At 36.0% G+C, this 20,563-nt stretch carries 13 protein-coding genes and 2 pseudogenes; 2 read left to right on the top strand and 13 right to left on the bottom strand.

The genetic code is table 11. The annotated features are described in order from the left end of the window. Window positions 1–85: 85 nt before the first annotated feature. From ACFO3D_RS03630 to ACFO3D_RS03575, 12 genes and pseudogenes are all read right to left on the bottom strand, one after another. Window positions 86–1,777, bottom strand: a complete 1,692-nt coding sequence (locus ACFO3D_RS03630) for a UvrD-helicase domain-containing protein (protein WP_390293245.1) — start codon at window positions 1,775–1,777, stop codon at window positions 86–88. Further along, window positions 1,762–3,819 (bottom strand): ATP-dependent nuclease, encoded by a 2,058-nt coding sequence (locus tag ACFO3D_RS03625; protein WP_390293244.1) that lies wholly within the window; start codon window positions 3,817–3,819, stop codon window positions 1,762–1,764. The genes ACFO3D_RS03630 and ACFO3D_RS03625 overlap by 16 nt, the downstream gene beginning before the upstream one ends. Window positions 3,820–4,417: 598 nt before the next feature. Then, a complete protein-coding gene (locus ACFO3D_RS03620) occupies window positions 4,418–4,741 on the bottom strand; it encodes a hypothetical protein (protein WP_390293243.1) in 324 nt (107 codons plus the stop codon). Between the two features lie 586 nt (window positions 4,742–5,327). After that, window positions 5,328–6,998, bottom strand: a complete 1,671-nt coding sequence (locus ACFO3D_RS03615; protein WP_390293242.1) for a glycoside hydrolase family 13 protein — start codon at window positions 6,996–6,998, stop codon at window positions 5,328–5,330. Continuing rightward, complete coding sequence (locus tag ACFO3D_RS03610; RefSeq protein ID WP_390293241.1) at window positions 6,988–9,282, bottom strand: glycoside hydrolase family 31 protein; 2,295 nt, start codon at window positions 9,280–9,282, stop codon at window positions 6,988–6,990. The genes ACFO3D_RS03615 and ACFO3D_RS03610 overlap by 11 nt, the downstream gene beginning before the upstream one ends. Window positions 9,283–9,284: 2 nt before the next feature. Next, the gene (locus tag ACFO3D_RS03605) at window positions 9,285–12,626 is read right to left on the bottom strand and encodes a glycoside hydrolase family 31 protein (protein WP_390293240.1); all 3,342 of its coding nucleotides are present in this window, start codon (window positions 12,624–12,626) and stop codon (window positions 9,285–9,287) included. A gap of 70 nt (window positions 12,627–12,696) precedes the next feature. Next, window positions 12,697–13,959, bottom strand: a complete 1,263-nt coding sequence (locus tag ACFO3D_RS03600; RefSeq protein ID WP_390293239.1) for an ABC transporter substrate-binding protein — start codon at window positions 13,957–13,959, stop codon at window positions 12,697–12,699. A gap of 29 nt (window positions 13,960–13,988) precedes the next feature. Next, window positions 13,989–14,873 carry a carbohydrate ABC transporter permease gene (locus ACFO3D_RS03595; protein ID WP_390293238.1) on the bottom strand — a complete coding sequence of 295 codons (885 nt, stop codon included), beginning with the start codon at window positions 14,871–14,873 and terminating at the stop codon, window positions 13,989–13,991. A gap of 2 nt (window positions 14,874–14,875) precedes the next feature. Next, entirely contained in the window at window positions 14,876–15,751 is an 876-nt protein-coding gene (locus tag ACFO3D_RS03590; protein WP_390293237.1) for a carbohydrate ABC transporter permease, read from the bottom strand. Window positions 15,752–15,768: 17 nt separating this feature from the next. After that, window positions 15,769–16,980 carry an ROK family protein gene (locus ACFO3D_RS03585; RefSeq protein ID WP_390293236.1) on the bottom strand — a complete coding sequence of 404 codons (1,212 nt, stop codon included), beginning with the start codon at window positions 16,978–16,980 and terminating at the stop codon, window positions 15,769–15,771. Between the two features lie 639 nt (window positions 16,981–17,619). Then, window positions 17,620–18,125 (bottom strand): annotated as a pseudogene (locus ACFO3D_RS03580) (GNAT family N-acetyltransferase). 136 nt (window positions 18,126–18,261) lie between these two features. Beyond that, window positions 18,262–18,411, bottom strand: a complete 150-nt coding sequence (locus tag ACFO3D_RS03575; RefSeq protein ID WP_390293235.1) for a VOC family protein — start codon at window positions 18,409–18,411, stop codon at window positions 18,262–18,264. A gap of 81 nt (window positions 18,412–18,492) precedes the next feature. Here ACFO3D_RS03575 and ACFO3D_RS03570 point away from each other — a divergent pair, with 81 nt between their 5' ends. Beyond that, complete coding sequence (locus ACFO3D_RS03570) at window positions 18,493–18,729, top strand: VOC family protein (RefSeq protein WP_390293234.1); 237 nt, start codon at window positions 18,493–18,495, stop codon at window positions 18,727–18,729. Window positions 18,730–19,099: 370 nt separating this feature from the next. Then, window positions 19,100–20,014, top strand: a pseudogene (locus ACFO3D_RS03565) (IS110 family RNA-guided transposase); the annotation flags it as partial. Between the two features lie 252 nt (window positions 20,015–20,266). Here ACFO3D_RS03565 and ACFO3D_RS03560 read toward each other — a convergent pair. Continuing rightward, window positions 20,267–20,557, bottom strand: a complete 291-nt coding sequence (locus ACFO3D_RS03560) for a hypothetical protein (protein WP_390293233.1) — start codon at window positions 20,555–20,557, stop codon at window positions 20,267–20,269. Window positions 20,558–20,563: the final 6 nt, after the last annotated feature.

Genomic DNA, 20,563 nt, shown 5'->3' with positions numbered 1-20,563 from the left:
TTACAATAGGATTTCATATTTAACTCTTCTTATCCATCACCTATAAAAGAAGCATTACAGCTGTTTGTAACGTTAATAAAAATATCTATACTACTCTTTCAACGCTAAAACCAAGCGCCTCTAATTGTTTTTCCTTTTCTTTATCGAGTGAAGGTACATTTATGAATAGATTCATCATTGTACGTGTGATAGCAACATAATAAACTCTATTATCTTCCTTTTTTATATCAGGACTAGTTATAAAATCTAACTCCTTTTCATTAGTCAATACAAGAAAAACATCGTTATATTCTTCTCCCTTAACTTTATGAATTGTTTTATAAAGACTTACATCATCTATAATGTTAATCATATATGAGAATTCTTTAAACGTAGTACGTTCGTATATCTCCTTATATTTACCTCTTTGAACTTTTTGTTTCACACCATGCCTACCGTAAATATATTGATTATAAAACTCCTTTAAAGAAGCTTCATATATATCAGAGTAGTTATCAAGCAACCATTTTAAATCTGAAATTGCTTCCCTTTCATCATAGGCTTCTACTTTCCTGTAAGCTTTTTTTAACAATTTCAGTGCTTCTTTAACTTGCATTTGCACTCCGTATTCTAGTGCACTCAAAATAAAATAAATCATCCTACCTCTTTCATTATCTTCATAAAAGAGATCCAAATCTGCTGCTTGTTTCTCTTTACTACTATCCATAGTTACATTTTTCGCATCTTTATTTCTATAACTGATAACACACCAATCAGAGGTATCTTGATTGTAAGATTCCATATATCGAGAATACGCCTTTAAGGAATTTCCTACTAATATTTTAAGTTTACCGTTAGATTTATTGTCTGGATTATATTGTTCAAACTCTGTATCTGACCTTACATGATTCGCTAAGGCTATTATTTCATTTGCACTTCTTCGATTATCAGTAATAGTGTATGTAACCATTTCTTCCAAAGTAAATTCACTAAAAGATTCGATACTAGCCCCTTGGAAAGAATATATAGATTGAGCTGGATCACCGATAACCCCTATTATGGTTTCCTTTTCTCCTAGCATCTTTAGTATCTCAGACTGTATAGGATTAGTATCTTGAAACTCATCTATAAAAATATAAGGAAACTTAGCCCTAATGACTTCTCTAATTGATTTGTTTTCTTTCAACAATTGATATCCAAAATACAAAACGTCGTCATGACTCATAATGCCCTTTTCCCAGCAAAGTTCTTTATACTTCAGACATGACTCTTCCTTTAAGAAATACTTTCCTACTTTTTTGTGGTGCACTTTATAAAAACCTGGCTGAAGTTCTTTATTCTCGTTAAACATCCATCTTACTTTATTGAGAGCTTTGCCCAATTCTTTTTCGTCTGTAAGGTATCCTTGCTTAGTTTTTGATTTAAACTCGGTAAGAAAAGTAAAACCATGTTTAGGTTCCTCATGACCATCCAGCTTATCAAAAGGAAAATTCAAATCTTTAAGAACCCACAAATAAGGCTTTACGACATGTTTATATAAAAAACTGTGAATAGTACTAACTTCTATATTATTGCTACTATCATTGAGCCTTTCAATTATTGTATTAACCCCGCTGTTGGTATATGTGATGCAACCTATTTTTTTATTCTTGCCTAGTCTTTTTGAGTTTGAACGAACGTTAGAAAGATGGTTAATCAAAAAACGCGTTTTTCCTGCTCCTGGCCCTGCCACTAACTTAAAATGTTGTTCAATATTTATAAAATCCCCACTGGAATTCAGTCTTACTTGTTTAGCCATGTTATCGCCTTCTTAAGATATTCTGGACACTTTATATTAGAGTTTTGTTTCTCTAAATCCTCAGATATAGCTAGCGCTAACTCTTGAGCTGCTTCACCTTTATTAATTGATTTTAGATATCTTCCTGCTATTAGATGTTTCTTGAACCAATCTTCATTTTTTTTGTTAATTTTTACATTTTCTGCTTCTTCTTTATATTTGCTCTTCCTTATTATAGAAACTAAATCACTGAAATTTTTTCCATCATTGTAATCTTCCACTAAACTAATAATTTCCTTTTTGTTAGACATAGAAGATACTACTATTGTCTCGTTTGTAAGGTTATGTAATGCAATATCATATTCTAACGTGCAACTCTCATTTCTGTTTTGTGTGGAGATGTATATATTTTCAGATATTTGTTTACCCACTAAATCATTCGACGTATTCTTATAATCATAATCACTTTCATTAAGGTTAAGAAATAATGGTAAGCAAGCTTCCCAATCATCGCCGTCTTTTCTCTTCCTTACAGGGTCCAAATCAGTTACACACACAACTTTCTTATTTATAGCGTAGTCGCTTTTATGCGTGTCAAATAGTTTTAAGAAATGATCAAAATATCGTCCTCCGATATTTATTACTGATGTATGATTTTCAACTAAATCACTATCAGGGTTTAAAGCTTTAGCAAATTCGGGCACAAGCAATTGTTCGGCTAAGCCTTCTACTAACATGACATTTTGAGCAAAGAAAATGTCTGCTTTAGTTACATCTAAGAAGCGTTGAACATATTTTTTAGATTTTAAGTCTTCTGTATCACTTTCATCAAATACCCTTCCTGGGTAAGCAACATTCATCTCTTTATTAATATCCTTATATAAAACTATTACGTCATCCAAATCAACTGCTGCAGTAATGTTAGGAGAATGAGAAGTTATAAATATTTGCCTTACTTCACTTTCCCTATTCTCCTTAAGGAATTTTAAAAATTTATATTGCATATTAGGGTGTAAATGAGCTTCTGGTTCTTCAATAGCTAGTATCGAGTAAACCTTTGAATTTGAACCTAAATATTCATCAGAAGTATCTTTTTGCATTTTCGCTAATAATAAAGAAATATATATCAGATTATTGTAACCCAATCCATTATTGACTGCTGGGAGAGTTATTCCTGTCTCATCTTGTACAATTAGCCTCAAGGCAGAATATAATTCTGTATCATTTATTGAACCATCAAATGCAGGTGTCATCTCACCAAATCCTGCTCCTGTATTTTGTACATAGCGTAGCATATGTCCTTTGCCTTCCTCCATCCTATCATGGAGAGACTTTATTAACTCATTTGCATTATCTGAAAACTGAATTTTATTTTCTCTAATTTTTGAGAGTTTTTCTTTATCTTCAATAGAAGTATCACCTTTAATGTCATAATCTATGAAAAAGTCGATCACTTCTTTTAAAAGTGCGTTTCTACCTGTGTACAAATCTCTTTCAACATCTCTAATTGCAGTTAAGAACTGAAAATCAAATTTATCTATGTCTTCAGGTTCAACCGCTGTTTTATTACCTGGGTGACCCACTAATAATCTACTCTTATATTTTCTTAAGAAATTATGTTCTATCTCATTCCAAAAATCATTAGGATTACTGGAGTTTATTTCTTTTATAGCTTGATAATAATTATCCCATTCTTTATCTGGTAGGTAGTACTCATAAGTGATTGTGGCTTCATACGGACTCTCCAATCTTGTTAACCAAGAGGAAACAGTCACAAGGTCATCTGAATAGCTATCTTCATTTTGAGATTCTCTTAACACTGCTTGCAGCGTGATTGTAGGAGGCTTAGTATAAAGTTCATCTATGCTTATTCTTTTGTTAAAATCATCAACACTCAATTGTTTGTTCTTCTTTGAGTTAAATAAAATTTCCAAAGCCCGAATTATAGTGGTCTTCCCTGCATTATTATGGCCTATCATCACGTTCAAACCATCATTAAATTCAACAGTCATACTACTTCTAAAAGAACGGAAATTCTCTACAGTTAAACTTTGTATGTACATAAATACCCCTTTATTAAATGATAATGTTACCGAAAGCTAAACACTACTTTCTTCTAACATCTTATTTTTTCTTTTGCTTGCTTCGTTTTCCTATGGTCCGGTTACTGATCCCCAAGTGCTAAAAGAAACAGATAAGTAAATTTCGTTTCACTCCCCCCTTAAGTAATCCTGAGTATAACTGCTACTAATCTTTTGGTTATATTAATAAAACGAACAAAACACTAAAAATAGAAATTAATATGTATATGTTCTCGTGTGCTTCACTTTATACAAGTCGTGTAGTAATAGAAACAAAAATGGAAATAAGACCTACTAGTCTAACTACACTAGAGCTAATTATCCAGTCTTTAAAATTCCTTTGTAATTAACAAGTTCTAGATTTTAAGACAATTTTCCTTCTTAGACAAACCTAACCTTTACTTTTAATCCATATTTCACAAAGTCCCTAAAAATGGAGACATCTGTTGCACAGTATCCATCTTCTACATAATACAAAGAGTTAATCTAGTCAGGTTACTGAAGAAACCCATAGTTTTGAATTATGGTTCAGATAATCGATGTTATAAGAACTACTCTAACTTAGGGTTGGTCTAGCTCCTTACACGCCTAAATGTTTTATCACGGAAAAGTAATATACTTGATTTACACTAACGTCGCTTACTTCCGAACTTATTGCCTCACCATTTTCGCGTCTCAGGTAAAAAGGGTACACTTTTTGGAAAGTATTATAATCTAACTTTCTTTCTGTACTAAGCTTACTGGATCGAGTGTGATCAAATGCTTTGTTTATAAAGATTATGGTTCCGTCTGTAGAAGCTGAGAACCATACAGGTGCTTTTTTTGTTTTTGGAACAGTTGGCAATTCAACCCTCCTGCCTTCTAATCTACGGATTATACTATTCCATATATGTAATGTTTTCATTATATCCTCTCCACTTAACACTTATTATGCATTCACTTAAAGCACAAAATTATAAAGCTATTTCTTGTATTATTCGACGTTAACTGTTAAAATCCTCCAATAAACGCTAAGAAAACGAAAAATATCTTTAAAGTAAAGGCAGTTTAAATATCTAACTTCTTTTATTCATAGTATCAAGTTTGCCTTAATGGAATATAATAGTTATGGAAAAAAACACGATTTAACTTGTGGTTAAATCGTGTTTTTATTCGTGTCAATATTTTTCTAAAATTAGGTTACATAAGGATTATTATGTGAATGTACAGCTTCTCCATATTCAATTTTTATTGTCCCTATTTTGCTATACCCTATAGATTAAGGGGTATTTCCAATGGGTCGGTACCAGAACGGGAGGTTTTTGTTACGCTCTAGAAAGGACACTTCCCAACATGAACCCCTAAAAAGGGGATTTCTTAAGTGCCCGCCAACAGTTTACCCTATAGCCATTTCTTGAACGGATCAACATATTCTCTCTCCGTCATGCTGTGCCGCAATCAATCTTCTGCTTCCTACTTACGAAATATGCAAGTATGAAACTAACATTAGTTCAAGAGATTCTGAACACCGTTCCTTCATATGGCAATAAAGTTCCTCTAGAATGGTTTTTATCTTCATTCGTTATCAAAACGCTAGCTTCTTTTATTGATTCAACAACCTTCTGATCTAATTCAACCTCCTGAGCAGAAAAATTACACAAAACAGTTAGGGATTCCCTCTCACCCTTACGTTGGTATGCAAAAACGTTGGAATCATTACGCATAAGTAATTCAAATTCCCCAGTCGTAATAATGTCGAAGTCTTTTCTGAGTTGGATTAGACGTTGATAATAATAGAAAATAGAATTCTCATCTGCTAAAGAAGTTTCCGCGTTAATCCTTTCATAATTACTGTTTACTTGAAGCCATGGAGTTCCGGTGGTAAAACCTGCGCAAGCAGTATTATTCCATTGCATTGGCGTTCGAGCATTATCTCGTCCTTTCGCATATATGGCTTCCATGATTTTTTCATGTGACCAGCCCAGTTCTGACTTTTCCTTATACATGTTCAACGTCTCGATATCACGATAATCTTCTAAGTTATCAAAATGGATGTTCATCATGCCTATCTCTTCCCCTTGATAAATGAAGGGGGTCCCTTGCATCATGTGAAGACAAGTGGCTAGCATTTTGGCAGATTTGACCCGGGATTCCTCATCGTTACCAAACCTTGATACGATTCTTGGCTGATCATGATTGTTCCAATACAAACTGTTCCAGCCAACACCGTGCAGAGAGGTCTGCCATTTTTCAAAATTCTCTTTTAGATCAACTAAATTAAGAGGTTTCAGATTCCATTTATCTCCCTCATGTTCATCTAATCCCATATGTTCAAAAGTAAAGATCATATCTAGTTCGTTATTTGCAGGGTTAGTGTATTCAAGAGCATCTGCAGGGCTTGCTCCAGGCATCTCGCCAACAGTCATCACATCGTATTTTGAAATAACTTCTTTATTCATCTCCTGCAGAAATTCATGAATTCTTGGTCCATTTACAAAAAAGGGGCCGGGATCTCCATATTGTACTCCTTCTTTTACTTCTCCATCCTTAAACTCCTGGTCTTTAGATATAAAATTAATAACATCCATTCGGAATCCATCAATTCCTTTATCCAGCCAGTATGTCATCATGTCATATATATCTTCTCTAAGTTTAGGGTTCTCCCAATTTAAATCCGGCTGCTTCTTTGCGAATAAATGAAGATAGTATTGCCCTGTTTTTTCATCAAACTCCCATGCTGATCCGCTAAATATTGACCCCCAGTTTGTTGGAGGTTCCCCATTTTCGTTTCCGTCTTTCCAAATATAATAGTCACGGTATGGACTGTCCTTACTACTTCTTGACTCTATAAACCAATGATGTTCATCAGAGGTATGGTTAACAACTAGATCCATGACAAGCTTCATATTCCTGCTATGCAGTTCGTCTAGTAATCTTTCTATATCCTCCATCGTCCCATAGTCTTTATAAATATTTCGGTAATCACGAATATCATAACCATTGTCAGCCTGAGGGGAATCGTAAACAGGAGATAACCACACAACGTCAATCCCCAGCTTTTTCAAATAATCCAGCTTTTCTATAATTCCCGGAATATCTCCTTTACCGTTACCAGTAGTATCGTTAAAACTAATTGGGTAAATTTGATATACAACGCTTTTTTTCCACCATTCATTTATCAAGATTATCCCCTACTTCCTCTTTTCCTATAATTCTTACAGTACCTTTTACATTTAGTCTTGAATCCATTGATCCTGCTTTATCAATGTTCATTTGCCCATCATTAGAAATCCTTATAGTAGCTAAAGAGTACGCGCCTTCTTGATACTCATAGGATATTTCATCATCTTCATATAATTGTCCAATCATTTCTTGGTTACTAGAATAGTAGGCTAGGCAATCTATATCTTGAACTTCTTTTGTATTGTGCACGAGAGATCCAAGCGGAAGTACAGTACCTTCCTTAATATAGATTGGCAGCGTGTCTAGGTCAGCAGAAACCAAATGATATGCCCCACCTTCAATTTTTTCTTCTGTCCAAAAGTCATACCAAATACCTTCTGGAAAATAGACAGCACGATGCGTTTGACCTGGACGAAGAATCGGCGCTATCATAAGATTGCTTCCTATCATTACTTGATCACTACAGTTAAATGTTTTGCTATCCCGTGGATATTCCATAACAAGAGGTCTTACGATTGGCATGCCTGTTTGTTCTGTCTGGTAAAAAAGGGTATATAAGTATGGCATAAAACGGTAACGTAATTGGATGTATTTTTTAACTGACATCATGGTTTCTTCTCCAAAAACCCATGGTTCCTGATAAATGGAGTCTTGCACACTATGGTTACGGAAATAAGGTGAGAACGCCCCTACCTGTGTCCACCTAATTAACAACTCTGGAGTAGTGTCCGAAGAAAAACCCCCAACGTCAGCTCCACAAAATGCAACCCCTGATAATCCTAAATTCATCGTCATCGGCAAAGACATCTCAAGGTGTTCCCAATGACTTCTGTTATCTCCAGTCCATACAGTGGAATAGCGTTGTACGCCTGCAAACCCGGCCCTTGTGAGTGAAAAAGGACGTGTTTTAGGCAATAAAGATTGCAACCCTTCAAATGTTGCTTTACTCATATAAATACCATATAGATTATGTCCTTCTTTATGGCTAATTTGCTTCCCGTCCAGATTATGCATGACATCTAAATCCATTGTTTTCGTTTCGTTGAATACAGAAGGTTCATTCATATCATTCCATATACCTCGTATCCCCAGTTGGGTGTAAAAGCCATGTAAGTGCCCCCACCATTTCTGGACTTTTTGTTGAAAGAAGTCAGGAAAGGCACTAAGACCTGGCCATACTTCTCCATGATAAACCTCTCCACTTAAATACTTGCTAAAGTATCCTTTTTGCATACCTTCCTTATAAACAGAGTAGTCTACGTCACTCTTGACTCCAGGGTCTACAATCGGAACCACATCAACCCCTTGATCCTTTAAATCAGAAATCATTTGATTGATGTTAGGGAAGCGATTCTCATCAAAAGTAAATATACGGTATCCGTCCATATAATGAATATCTAAGAAAATACAATCTAAAGGGATCTCATATTTCTTAAATAGAGCAGCCACTTTCTGAACTTCATCTTGTGATTGATAACTATAACGAGATTGATGGTATCCTAGAGACCATTTGGGAGGAAGGGGCGTTCTACCTGTAATCATCGTATAATATTGGAGAGTTTCCTTTATCTCATCCCCTAACATAATGTAGGTGTTTATTGCTCCTCCTTCAGCTTTAATGATCATTTTGTCCCGAAAACGTTGCATATCAAATTCTGTACGGTAAGAATTATCGAAATAGATACCAGTGGATACACAACTTGGGTCATGTAGGATGACAAAAGGAATCGACTGGTATAACTCCACTGTATCTTTATTGTGAGGTGCAAATACATCGGTATTCCAATTGCTGATCTTCGAACCATTTTTGTTCAAAAAACCACTTTTCTCCCCTAGCCCATAAACAGGTGCATCGTGTGATTTATGGACAGTTAAAATAATGTGCTTATCGGATGTATAGGTGACCCCTGGGGAGTCAGTTTCAAATAATACTTCTTTGTTGGTCTCTACTCTAATGGAAAATGGTGATTTATTAATGATAGCTTTATAGTTTTTGTGCACTAAATGAAACTCTTTATCCTTTTCCTTACATACTACTTCAGAAACAGGCTCATCTTTTTCAACCGCAATTGTGTTTTCTTCAGAAATCTCCCCAAACGGGTCAACTCCAAAACGAATGACTTTCTCTTCTGTAAAATAAATAAAAAAGGTTCCCTTTGATAGCTTTCCTCTCAATACGCCGCCGTCCCACCTAACCGATTGTACTGCTCCTACTGAGCGGATATTTTCTTTTTGGCCTCCAGTATTTGAAGGTAATATTGCATAACTAGTATCTTCTAACATGATTATCCCCTTCTTACTACACGAAATGGCTTGTTAATCCCGATGATTTCAAATTGAAGGTCCTCTAACTCTGTGTTAGTCTCTATGACTACTTCTTTGGCATGAACTACTACGTTTATTTCAATTGTGTTACCTAAATGATCTTCAATCTTTTCTTCAAAGGATGCTTCACAGTACACTTTACATAATGGCACTTTATACTGGGATATATCATTCCCCACAGAACTCCCTAATTGTTTTGTTTCATCTACATTCATTAAAATGGCAGAATTCATTCGAACAAATACAGGTATTTCATCAACATCAGCTCTGGATGTCACAACGGTAGGTCCCTTGTACACTTCATTAGACCATAAATCGATCCATGTGCTATTTGGAAGATATATTTCCCTTGAGATTGTTTCTTCTTCTATTATCGGGGCTACTAACATAGCATCCCCAAACAGATATTCATCATATAATCCATCTACTCTCTCATCTTCTGGGTACTCGAGCATTAATGCTTTCATCAATGGAAAACCAGTTTGAATTGCTTTTTTTGATTCATGATAGATATAAGGGATTAAGTTCATTCGTACATTTGCAAAATATCGATACACTTCGATAACGCGATTTTCCCCAGTTCTATCGGCTATATTCCACGGAGTACGGTCTTGATTGAATTCAGCCTTACTTTCTGCGTGGTATTGCATAATTGGGCAAAACGCAGCCATAGAAGATGAGCGCATGAATAATTCTGCCGTAGGAATGTCTCCGTTAAATCCAGCTAAATCCCATCCCCAAAATACGATTCCTGCCAGCCCTGCATTTAGACCAGCTACTAGCGACCTCTTAAAAGCACTAAAGGTAGAACGTTCGTCTCCTGCCCAGTGTGCTGGAAAGTTTTGAGCCCCTGTGTAACCAGCACGACTAAATGTTATTCCATTGTTTTGTTGCGCAAAGTTATAATACGCTTCAATATAATCATTAGGATAGAGGTTTCGCATTTCACTCCCAGTTTTTCCGCTGGCAAACTGAAGATTTTTACCAAAAACAAATTCTCCTCCATCTGTTTTGAAACCATCTACGCCTAGTTCGATTAAATACTGACGTTTATCAAACCACCATTTTCTACCTTCTTCATGACTGAAATCCATGATTAAACTATTCGTAAACCAGTTTTCAGGAATTCTGTATGGAGAGCCATCTTCATTTTGGACTACATATCCATTATCTATCAGATAGGCTTCATCTTGGTCTTTTAGTGGATGTTCTTGTTTATTTAAATACTTTTGGATAGGAATTTGCCACAATATCAGCTTTAATTTATCCTCATGTAGCTCTTCTACCATTTGCTTAGGGTTAGGCCACCTGCCCCAAGAAGGAAAATCCATTTCGTCATATTTATGGATATGACCCGGCTCTTTCAATTCATAAATAGCATCATTGAACATGTAATATGTTGCTTCATCGCTCCATTGCTCCAAAACAATTACTGTTGCAGGGATATTGTGCTGCTTAGTTGCCTCTACTTCTTGTTTTACTATGGATTGTCTGTCCCAGTTGTTACTCGACATCCATGGACCTAACGCCCATGCCGGTACCATAGCTGGTTTTCCTGTCGCATGGGTATATGCTTTCAATTGTTTCTTATAATCACCGAAGTAAAATTGAAGGTCTGTATCCATCGTCTTAGCATTTTGTTCAAAGGTTATCGTGCATTTGTCTTTTAGTTCAGATGCTAAATCAAACCTTGTATACATTGCTGTGTTTATGTGACAACCATAACCACTGTTCGTCATGTAAAAAGGTATTGGAATATATGTCCTTGTTCCTTGATCGCGGTATTGATTATAAACATAACAATCAATAACCTCTCCTCTTTGCTCAATCGAATTGTATCGTTCTCCAAACCCATAGAAACGTTCAGCTGAAGGAGTGTACCAATGAATCGACCACTCTCTCACTACATCATCTAAATCTGCTTTCCATTCAATAGGTGGATACAGAGGATGAGTAGTTAACAATTCTTTTTCACCGTGATAAAGAGACAATTGAGGAGAATCACCCGTAACCTCCAATCTATACTCTCCTGCTTCTAGGGTAGAATGTTCGAAGCTAATCCTCTCATCTACATGAGAAGTATTGTTTTGTTGGAGACAAAAGTTCATTCCCTCTTCATTAAAGGAAATATGCAAGGAATGTTTTGAATCTATAGAGAGACTAAGTGCTTCCCCATTATTTTCTACTAGCTCAAGGGTTCGAACGCTTTTCTTTTCCCATGTCATGAGTTCATACTCTTCTGAACAAAGTTGTGTTCCATTTTTAAGGTCAGCTGTAAATTGATAATAGTACTTTTCATGGCTGGGAAGAGGAGATAGGTCACCTTGATAGATAACGGTGTCCTGTGTATATTTTGGAGCTAATCCTAGTATTCTCTTCCAACTTCTTGGTTCATTATTTATTCGTAGCTCTACCTTATCTACATCCACATGACTGACGACTTGACAAGCAAAGTAAATGCTATCCTCAAGGGTTGGATAATGAGGAAAACGCTCGGTAAGCTGAGAAATATACACATTTTCATTCCCTAATGGGTCATGGATTATTTGATCACGAGTATTATCTTTAGATGCATAGAAATCAAAGATTCCCATCATAATATCTGCCAGTTTATCTTCTTTCTCACTGTCCCTTACATAGTGAGCATAACGGAAGGCTTTCTCTCTTTCTGACTTTTCAAGATAATAGAGTGCTAGCATTGAAGTCGCAGACGGCGAAATCTCCTTCGCTCCCCGAAAAGGCAATAGTCCGCCTTTTTCCTCCAGGTGGAGTACCATTTTTTGAGTTGCCTCTACCATTATTAAATCCTCTGGAGAGAATAGACCATATGGCATAACCGCCAGGGTTTGATCAACAGAAATTGTCCTTTCAGTTACTCCATTGAGTACCGTTCCTCCCGACAATAAATTGTTGAAAACATAATCCCGTATATCTGTCATCGTTTTTTGAAGGATAACCTCTCCCCTTCCATTCTTAGTTGCTTGTAATGCTGCATAGACCATAGCTATATTCGATAAATAGATATCTTTCCCCATTCCCCATATACTGGGGTGATTCTTATTCCATTCACTTGTTAGATAAGATACATAAGGCTCATAGTTAATGGTTGCTAAGGTCTGGCTGTCAGGGGTAAGCTCTAATTGTTTTTGAAATAGCCAAACCCACGTAGCGATATTATAGATTTCATCCTTTTTAGTATTAGGCTTAAGACGTAGAATGTTCTCCTCCACCGCCTGATCATCACTTTGCAATTGGTAAAGATACGTTTGGAGTAACGTTGTATATGTTTGTTTCGATTCCAAGGTCAACATCCTTTCACGAAAAAGGATATATGTGGGTGTTTCGCACATATATCCTTCTTAGGGTGTAAAGTTACTTGTTTAAAATCCCTTCATATTCTGATTGCAATGTTTCTAATACTTCCTCTGTCGTTTTATCTCCATTCAGAGCTTTTTCAAACTCTTGATTCGTAACATCACTAATCTTACTCCAATTTTCAACTGCGGGAGGTAATACCAATGTATCTAGTGCTTCAAATACTGCTTCACGATTTTCAGGAGGAGTTTGCTCTAAATACGGCTGTAGAATTTCTTCATCTGTGATAGCTGGTAACTCCCAAGAGTTTTCAACCCGAAGTTTAGCCACCTGTTCACTAGCACTCATAAAGGCAGCAAATTTATAAGCGGCTTCTTTTTTCTCAGTGTCAGCCGAAACAGCCAATCCATTCGCAAAGAAGTGGTGAGCTTTTTGGGTATTGCCTGCTTCAAGAGCTACATCCCACTCAAATGAAGCATCCTTAAATGCATCAAACATCCAAATACCTGTGTGTACAATCCCTAATTGTCCATTTAAAAACAGATCGGCTGGAGCTTGCCCTGACATTTCAGCGGGAGATGGAGATACTCCACTTTCCGTCACTTTATCTACCATATAATTCAGTGCTTCTAGATTTGCTTCATTATTCACAGTAGGTTCTCCATCTTCATTAAACAATTTCCCGCCATTTTGAGCTGCTATTTTAAAGTACTCATTCATCGTAACAGGAGCATAGGTTCCCCATACGTTATTCCCTTCATCTGTAATCTTCTTAGCCGCATCTAGTTCGTCTTCCCATGTCCAATCTTTTGTAGGATAGTCTACTCCTGCTTTATCGAACAGATCTTTGTTATAGAAAGTCAATACATTCGAAAAACTCTCTACCATCCCGTATTGCTTTCCATCAAACTGATAAGCTTCATATGCTTCTTGATTCAGCTGATCAGGATTAAAGTTTTCATCATCCTTAATAAAACCAGACAAATCAGCTAACGTTCCTTTAGAAGCATATTGAACAAAGTTTTCGTAATTTAATTCAAACACGTCAGGTGCATTTCCTCCTGCTATACGAGTTTGTAGTTTAGTAAAATAATCACTATATGCTGCCAACTCTGTATTAACCTTGATATTAGGATTTTCTTCCTCAAAAGCAGCTACCATATCAGCTAAAACATCTTCATAGTCAGGAGTAGCAGAGAAACTATAATACGTAATCTCAGTTTTACCATCTTTTCCTTCAGAGCCACTGCTTTCAGAAGCACAACCAATCATACTAAGCATAACGAGTAACAATACAGATAATGACCACAACTTCTTCATAAATACTCTCCCCTTTATTAAATATTTTTTTATTCTTTCATTCCACTCATAGTCATACCTTGGATAAAGTACTTCTGAGCGAAAAGATAGACAATTAGAATTGGTAAAACACTAATAACCACTCCAGACATCATTAACCCCCAATCTGTAGCCCACCTCCCTTGAAGTAGAGATAGACCAAGAGGCAAGGTTGCTAGCTTTTCATTACTGACTACAATTAAAGGCCATAGAAAATTATTCCATGATTGCATAAAGGTGAAAATCCCTAATGTCGCAAGCATTGGCTTTATCAGTGGCAAACAAACATGATAGAATACTTGAAAATGATTCGCGCCATCCATGAAAGCAGCTTCTTCTAATTCTCTAGGAATTCCTAACATCGCCTGTCGCATTAAAAAAGTACCAAAAACAGCGAACATTGTAGGTATTATGAGACCAGGATAGGAATCTAACCAACCGAATTGTTTAATAAGTATAAATTGTGGAATCATGGTTACCTGGGTAGGAACCATCATCGTTGCTAAATATAATAAAAATAATTTGTCTCTACCTTTGAAATGCATTCTGGCGAAAGCATAGGCCGCCATAGAGCTGAAGATCATTTGTCCAATTGTGGTTAGTACCGCCACCACAATGGAGTTCCATAAGAATCTCATCATTGGGAATTGTTGAGTCACTCTCTCGTAATTTTGTGTAGTTGGCTCATTAGGAATAAACTCAGGCGGCAACACCATGGTTGCACCTTCAGGTTTTAAAGATGTGGAAACCATCCAGAGAAATGGTATCAACATCGTGGAAGCGCCCACAATTAGGATTAAATAAAATAAAACCTGTCTTACAATAGGACGTTTGTTCGAGTGGTTTATTTTTCTTTCTTGATAGGTGGCGCTTGTACTAGACGTTTGAGTGTCCATAATTAGGTTGCCCCCCTATCTTGAAATTTCATTTGGATCCACGTAAAGAAGAAGATAACTAAAAACAGTACCCAGCTCATTGCAGACGCATAACCCATCTCGAAATATCGAAAAGCATGGTTGTATATGTTCTGTACCATTACGATGGTAGACCCTCCTGGTCCTCCACCTGTCATGATCATAACCTGATCAAAAACTTGAAATGAGTTTATTAAAGAAATAATCGTCACGAAGAAAGTCGTAGGTGCTAAAAGCGGAAGTGTTATATTCCATAATTGTCGAAGTTTACTAGCCCCGTCAATAGATGCTGCTTCATAGTAGGACGGGGAAATGTTTTGCAAGCCTCCTAAAAACAGAACCATGACAAAACCTATATCCTTCCAAGCACTCGCAAGTATTATTCCAAACATTGCAGTACTTGGATCATTAAGCCATTGAGGACCATCAACTCCTATAGTGGATAACATGTAATTAATCAACCCATATTCCGGGTTATAGAGCCATTTCCAAACAAGGGAAACTGCGACCCAGCTCGTGATAACCGGCAAGAAAAATGTGGCCCTGAAAAAAGCTCGAAACTTCATTTTTTTGTTTAATAACAAAGCACATGCAAGACCGAAAACTAACACAAGAGGCAAATAACCAAGGATAAAGAAGATTGTGTTTCGAAATGAAACCCAAAATTCTGGGTCCTGAACCAGCCGACTATAATTTTCAAACCCTGCAAAGGACATCGTTCCAATTAAATCCCAATTTGTAAAACTGATGACTAAGGAAGATACAATCGGGACACCAATAAAAGTTAAAAAACCTAAAAGGTTAGGTAAGAGAAATATACATAACCAGAAGAAAGTTTTCTTCTTCGTCATACTGACCAAGTTTTACACCCCCTTGTTTACACTTCTGATTTCACTGGTTCATAAATCGGTTCCTGGAAGATTTGATTAATAGCTAACAACGCTCCTCCCGTAAACCAAGCATCATCTTTTAACCTTGAGAAAACAAGTTCTGTATTGATATTCACCTTTTCAAAGAAATTATCATTTGCTATATCAAATACTTCCTGCTGGAATAGGTGACTATGTTTCACGCCTTCTCCCACGATAATCACTTTGTCTGGGTTAAATGTATTGATTAGATTTCGTAAACCATAACCTAGATGCATCCCCATTTCTTTCAGCAAGTCCAAAGCAATTTGGTCACCATTTTTAGCTGCTTTAGCAACTTCAGAAAAGTGAAGATCAGTCAACGTAGAATTACTAGCTTTAATTTCTTGCTCTTTGTTCTTGAAGTAAAACTCTGATGCATACATCTCTAAACACCCTGTCTGCCCGCAATGACATGGGTACCCATCCATAACTAATGTCGTATGACCAAATTCCCCGGCCCCTCCTACTGATCCATAGTAGATTTTTCTATCAATTACAACAGAAAGGCCTAATCCTGCTCCGATTGAAACAACCAAGAAATTATTGTGATGCTTTCCTTCTCCTTTTTCTAGTTCAGCTAAGGTATATCCATTGATGTTGTTGTCCACAAAAATTTCTACGTCTGGAAACTTTTCTTTAACCATTTTAGTAATAGGTACGTTCTCCCACCCCAGCATAGATGACCGAATAATGGTTCCATTATGTCTATTAACTAAACCAGAAGAAAGGATTCCTATTCCAAGAAGAAGTTGCATATCTTTATTTTCATCTTCAAAGATTTGATGTACTTTTCTTTGAATCATAGAAGTCACTTCTTTTGGAGTTACTTTCTGTGAGAATGAAGCATATTTTTTGGTAAGAAGCTCTCCCTCCATATTTGTTAGCGCTATCAAAATTTGTTCTTCTTCAATTTTCACACTAATGATATAGCCATGATTTTTATTAAATCGTAATAATTTTGCTTTTCTTCCACCTGTAGAATTGGCTTCTCCTACCTCATAAATTAAAGTTTGACTTTTTAAATCTTCGATGATGTAAGACAGTGTAGAAACACCTAGAGCACATTGTTTAGCGATTTCTGCTCTGCTAACTGGTTGTTGATCTCGGATGATATTCAAAACCTTAAAGCGATTAATTTCTTTGATAAGTTCCTTACTTCCACTTCTTAACGCTTTCATCAAACCACTCCTTGGACTCCTTACACTTACTTCTTTCAATGAACGAATTAAGTATAGTTATAATATATAATAACTTGATGAAAATTTCAATAACTTTTTAATTATCTTAATTTTATCGGACTTGCTTACTTATTTTCTAACGCTATTATTTCCATCATGCTGACCCAGCCTTGCCATCTGTTTAAGCCACTTAGAAAGAAACATAGGGACGGTTCTTGCGGCATGCAGGTATTTCCCGCCGACTACCAGTACTAAATACAACAGGTGTATGCTGAAGTGTTAATTTTTTGTCTATGGTTGGTCTCTCCTATTCTCCCCCTGAAAATGGTGAGCTCGTGTTGTAAACAGTTGTGGGAGCATAGTCACATGAGTGTACCGTCTCCGCCATCTTTTTCACTTGCAGCTGCCATGAGACTTACCATTTGCTGTAGGTTTACTAATAAAATATATGAAGAATTTTAAAGTGAAAAAGCCTATTCCTCCTTATTTTTCCGAGGATAGGCTTATGGTCTTTCACAACACCTGCCAATGGGTGAAATATCATTATCTATTGCATAGTATCGTTGTACTGTGCAGCAAACTACTTTGTTATGTTAATTGTACTTCTTCAACATAAGCACCCTTATGTTGAAGAATATTTTAATTTGTCAGCAGATAATAAACAAACTTTACCTTTTGCCCATTCATTATAAATTCTTCATCACTTGCTGCTATGTACTTAAAGCCGTTTTTCTCTAAGACTTTAGAGAGGCTATATTATTAGTTGTTGTCTTCGCGGAAACCTGTTTTATTCCTTGCTTACTTCTTATAGTTTCTAATAAAAGTTTCAATGCTGTGTTAGCAATTCCTTTTCCAGTATATGCTTTTCCCACTCTATAACCGATATGCCCTAAACCGTTTTCAATATCTACTAAGTTCATTCTTCCAATAATAGAGCCATCCTTATTTTTAATTAAATAAAAATATGATAACCCTTGCGCTTGTTCATCCAGTAAGGCTTTATTCCTTTCTTTAAATGTCTCAAAGTTGTAGTAATCATCCCCACGACTTGGTACCATTTCCTCAAAATAAATTTTGTTTTCAAGCTCAAACTCATATAAATTTTCAGCATCTGTGTCGTGTAATTTCTCAATTGTTATATCCATCTTAATTCCCACCAATTCAATATTGTTATAGCTAATCCTTATTCAACTATCCTGCTTCGTTACTTGAACAATTGGAGATGCTAAATCGACAACTCCTTATTCCGCTAACGCACCCAATAATTAAACAACAATCACGTTAATTTTTGATATACGAACCACTTTTATTGTTGATTTCTCCTAATTCAATACGATTTCCATCAGGGTCATTAAAAACTGAAATAGTTCCCCAATCAAATTTTAAATTCTTCTTTGAAAAACAAACACCTCGTTCTTCTAATTCATTCATACTATCATTCAAAAGTTAAAGGTAATCATAAATTCAAACAATAAAATAGAAATGATAAAACTTAATCTTAGGGGTGTAAATATGGAGTTTCGTGAATTTGGTTTAATCTTGTTCGCCGAACGTTATGAAGAATGTATTGCTTTTTATAGAGACGTTATACAGCTGAAGATAAGAAACGTTAAAGATACTCTGGTATCTTTTGAACTCCAAAATGGGTATCTTATGGTTGAACAGGGCGGTGTTGGGAAGAATCAAGAAAAATCAAGAGAGCAAAATCCCAATGTACTTCGTTTTGACGTCGAATCCCTAATTCCTTGAAACATCCAGACCAACGACTGGATTCATAGAATATCTCCTCCTAGAATAATAAATTAATCGGTATCCCCTAAAGGCTTCTTGTAATGTCATAGGTTCGCTTGTTAAACGGGATCTATTGTCCCAACCAGCCTGAAACATGTTTATACAAGTAGGGGGTGAACAGTTTAGCTAACGGGATCGAGTCCCACGGGTGCCACGTTCTACCCCGACTACCGTTATAATAAGACCATATAAAAAAAGGTCAACCAGAAAATAAAGGATACTCTTTAAATATCTGGCTAACCTTATATTACGAACGGGTGCAAGAGTTGAACAAGGATTTTCTACTTGTATAATTCAATAATCATCTTCAATTTACTTAAGATACTCTGCCTATCACCTTTGTGAGTTGTTCTATAAAGAAGAATTAGAGCCCTATAAGAAGCGAGGTATTCAGCTATTAAACCTTCGTAATCTTACTAGACAACAGGAAAGCATTGCTGAAATATCCGCAAAAACTAAATTGCAGTTACACTCTTTGGTGGATCAGGTATTCCCTGAATATAGAGGTGTATATGGTAGTTTATATTCTAAGGTTTCGTTGCTTACTTTACTTGAATTCCCAACATCAGAGGCAGTTTTGAAGATGAGTGAAAGAGAATTAGCAGACAGGATAGGTGCGTTATGTAAGAGTCGTTCCGACCTCTGGGCAAAGGAAAAAGCACAGAAACTAAGAGATGCAGCCCTTCGTAATCCATTTAAGAAAAACTTATACGAGAGTCATATCTTTAATCTTGAGGTGTTGGTGACGATGGTTCTTCAATACCAAGAGCATCTATCGAAAATTGCGACTGAAATAGATGCCCTCGCTAATGAAATTGAAGAATATCATATACTCCAGTCTATCCCTGGTATCGGAGAAAAAATCGCCGCCACGATTATTTCTGAAGTTGGAGAGATAGACAGGTTCAATGATGCCAAAAAGCTCGTTGCATTTGCTGGAGTGGATCCAAGTGTTTATTCCTCTGGTAAGTTTACGGCATCCGTTAATCGAATTACTAAACGAGGATCCAATAGACTTCGCCATGCCTTATATATGGCGGTCCAAAGTGGTATTCGAGATTCTCGTAAAAAGAAGACAACAGATGATATCATGGCACGCAATAAAAGATTAAGAGAGTTTTATGATAAAAAACGTGAAGAAGGAAAACCCTTTAGAGTAGCAGTTATTGCATGTGTTAATAAGCTCTTACATTGGATTTACGCCTTACTAAAAAGCAGAACTACTTTCCAAGATATAACTTAGAAACTAAATCTAACTAAATACAACAAAACCTTCCAATTACAACTAATAGGAAGGTTATTTGGCATGTTCTTTTTTAGTATATCATGGGTATTTTAATTTTTTTATTGAAAAATATTGACAAACTATTAGCTGGTTTAGCTTAATATGATAGTAATTCAACCGCTGGGTAGTTTCGATCAATAAGTTTATTATAAACTTTTCCACTCTTAATTGAAGTGTTGGATATTTGTTCGTTTGAATATCTATCCATTATCAAATTTTCTTCTGTTTGTGGCCTCCGTAAGGATATCTAATAAACTCTACACACGTAGATTCATAAATGAGCAACTCTTTAGCGTTAAACACTATTTTGTTTGCATTCCATATTTTCAATTGTTCACCAGCATCAAATTTGAGATGTAATATTTCATCATTAAAACTACATTCTAATATTTTGTGGTAATTATCATAAGGTCTTCCCAACCAATTCCCATAGAAACGTAATGTTCCTCCAGGCTTTACATCAAGATTAGTAATTGTTTTAGATAGCTTCTCTGCCTTCAAAATTAC

The organism is Virgibacillus kekensis (genome assembly GCF_042654125.1).
GTDB classification, from domain to species: Bacteria; Bacillota; Bacilli; order Bacillales; family Amphibacillaceae; genus Lentibacillus; species Lentibacillus kekensis.
Note: the sequence above shows the minus strand (reverse complement) of the source record. Positions and strands in the feature narration are given on the sequence as shown.

Bases quoted from the DNA above. Each gene is read 5' to 3' on its own strand.
- ACFO3D_RS03585 (WP_390293236.1), bottom strand. From the start codon at position 16,980: ATGAAAGCGTTAAGAAGTGGAAGTAAGGAACTTATCAAAGAAATTAAT.
- ACFO3D_RS03595 (WP_390293238.1), bottom strand. From the start codon at position 14,873: ATGGACACTCAAACGTCTAGTACAAGCGCCACCTATCAAGAAAGAAAA.
- ACFO3D_RS03570 (WP_390293234.1), top strand. From the start codon at position 18,493: ATGGAGTTTCGTGAATTTGGTTTAATCTTGTTCGCCGAACGTTATGAA.
- ACFO3D_RS03575 (WP_390293235.1), bottom strand. From the start codon at position 18,411: ATGAATGAATTAGAAGAACGAGGTGTTTGTTTTTCAAAGAAGAATTTA.
- ACFO3D_RS03600 (WP_390293239.1), bottom strand. From the start codon at position 13,959: ATGAAGAAGTTGTGGTCATTATCTGTATTGTTACTCGTTATGCTTAGT.
- ACFO3D_RS03620 (WP_390293243.1), bottom strand. From the start codon at position 4,741: ATGAAAACATTACATATATGGAATAGTATAATCCGTAGATTAGAAGGC.
- ACFO3D_RS03625 (WP_390293244.1), bottom strand. From the start codon at position 3,819: ATGTACATACAAAGTTTAACTGTAGAGAATTTCCGTTCTTTTAGAAGT.
- ACFO3D_RS03610 (WP_390293241.1), bottom strand. From the start codon at position 9,282: ATGTTAGAAGATACTAGTTATGCAATATTACCTTCAAATACTGGAGGC.
- ACFO3D_RS03630 (WP_390293245.1), bottom strand. From the start codon at position 1,777: ATGGCTAAACAAGTAAGACTGAATTCCAGTGGGGATTTTATAAATATT.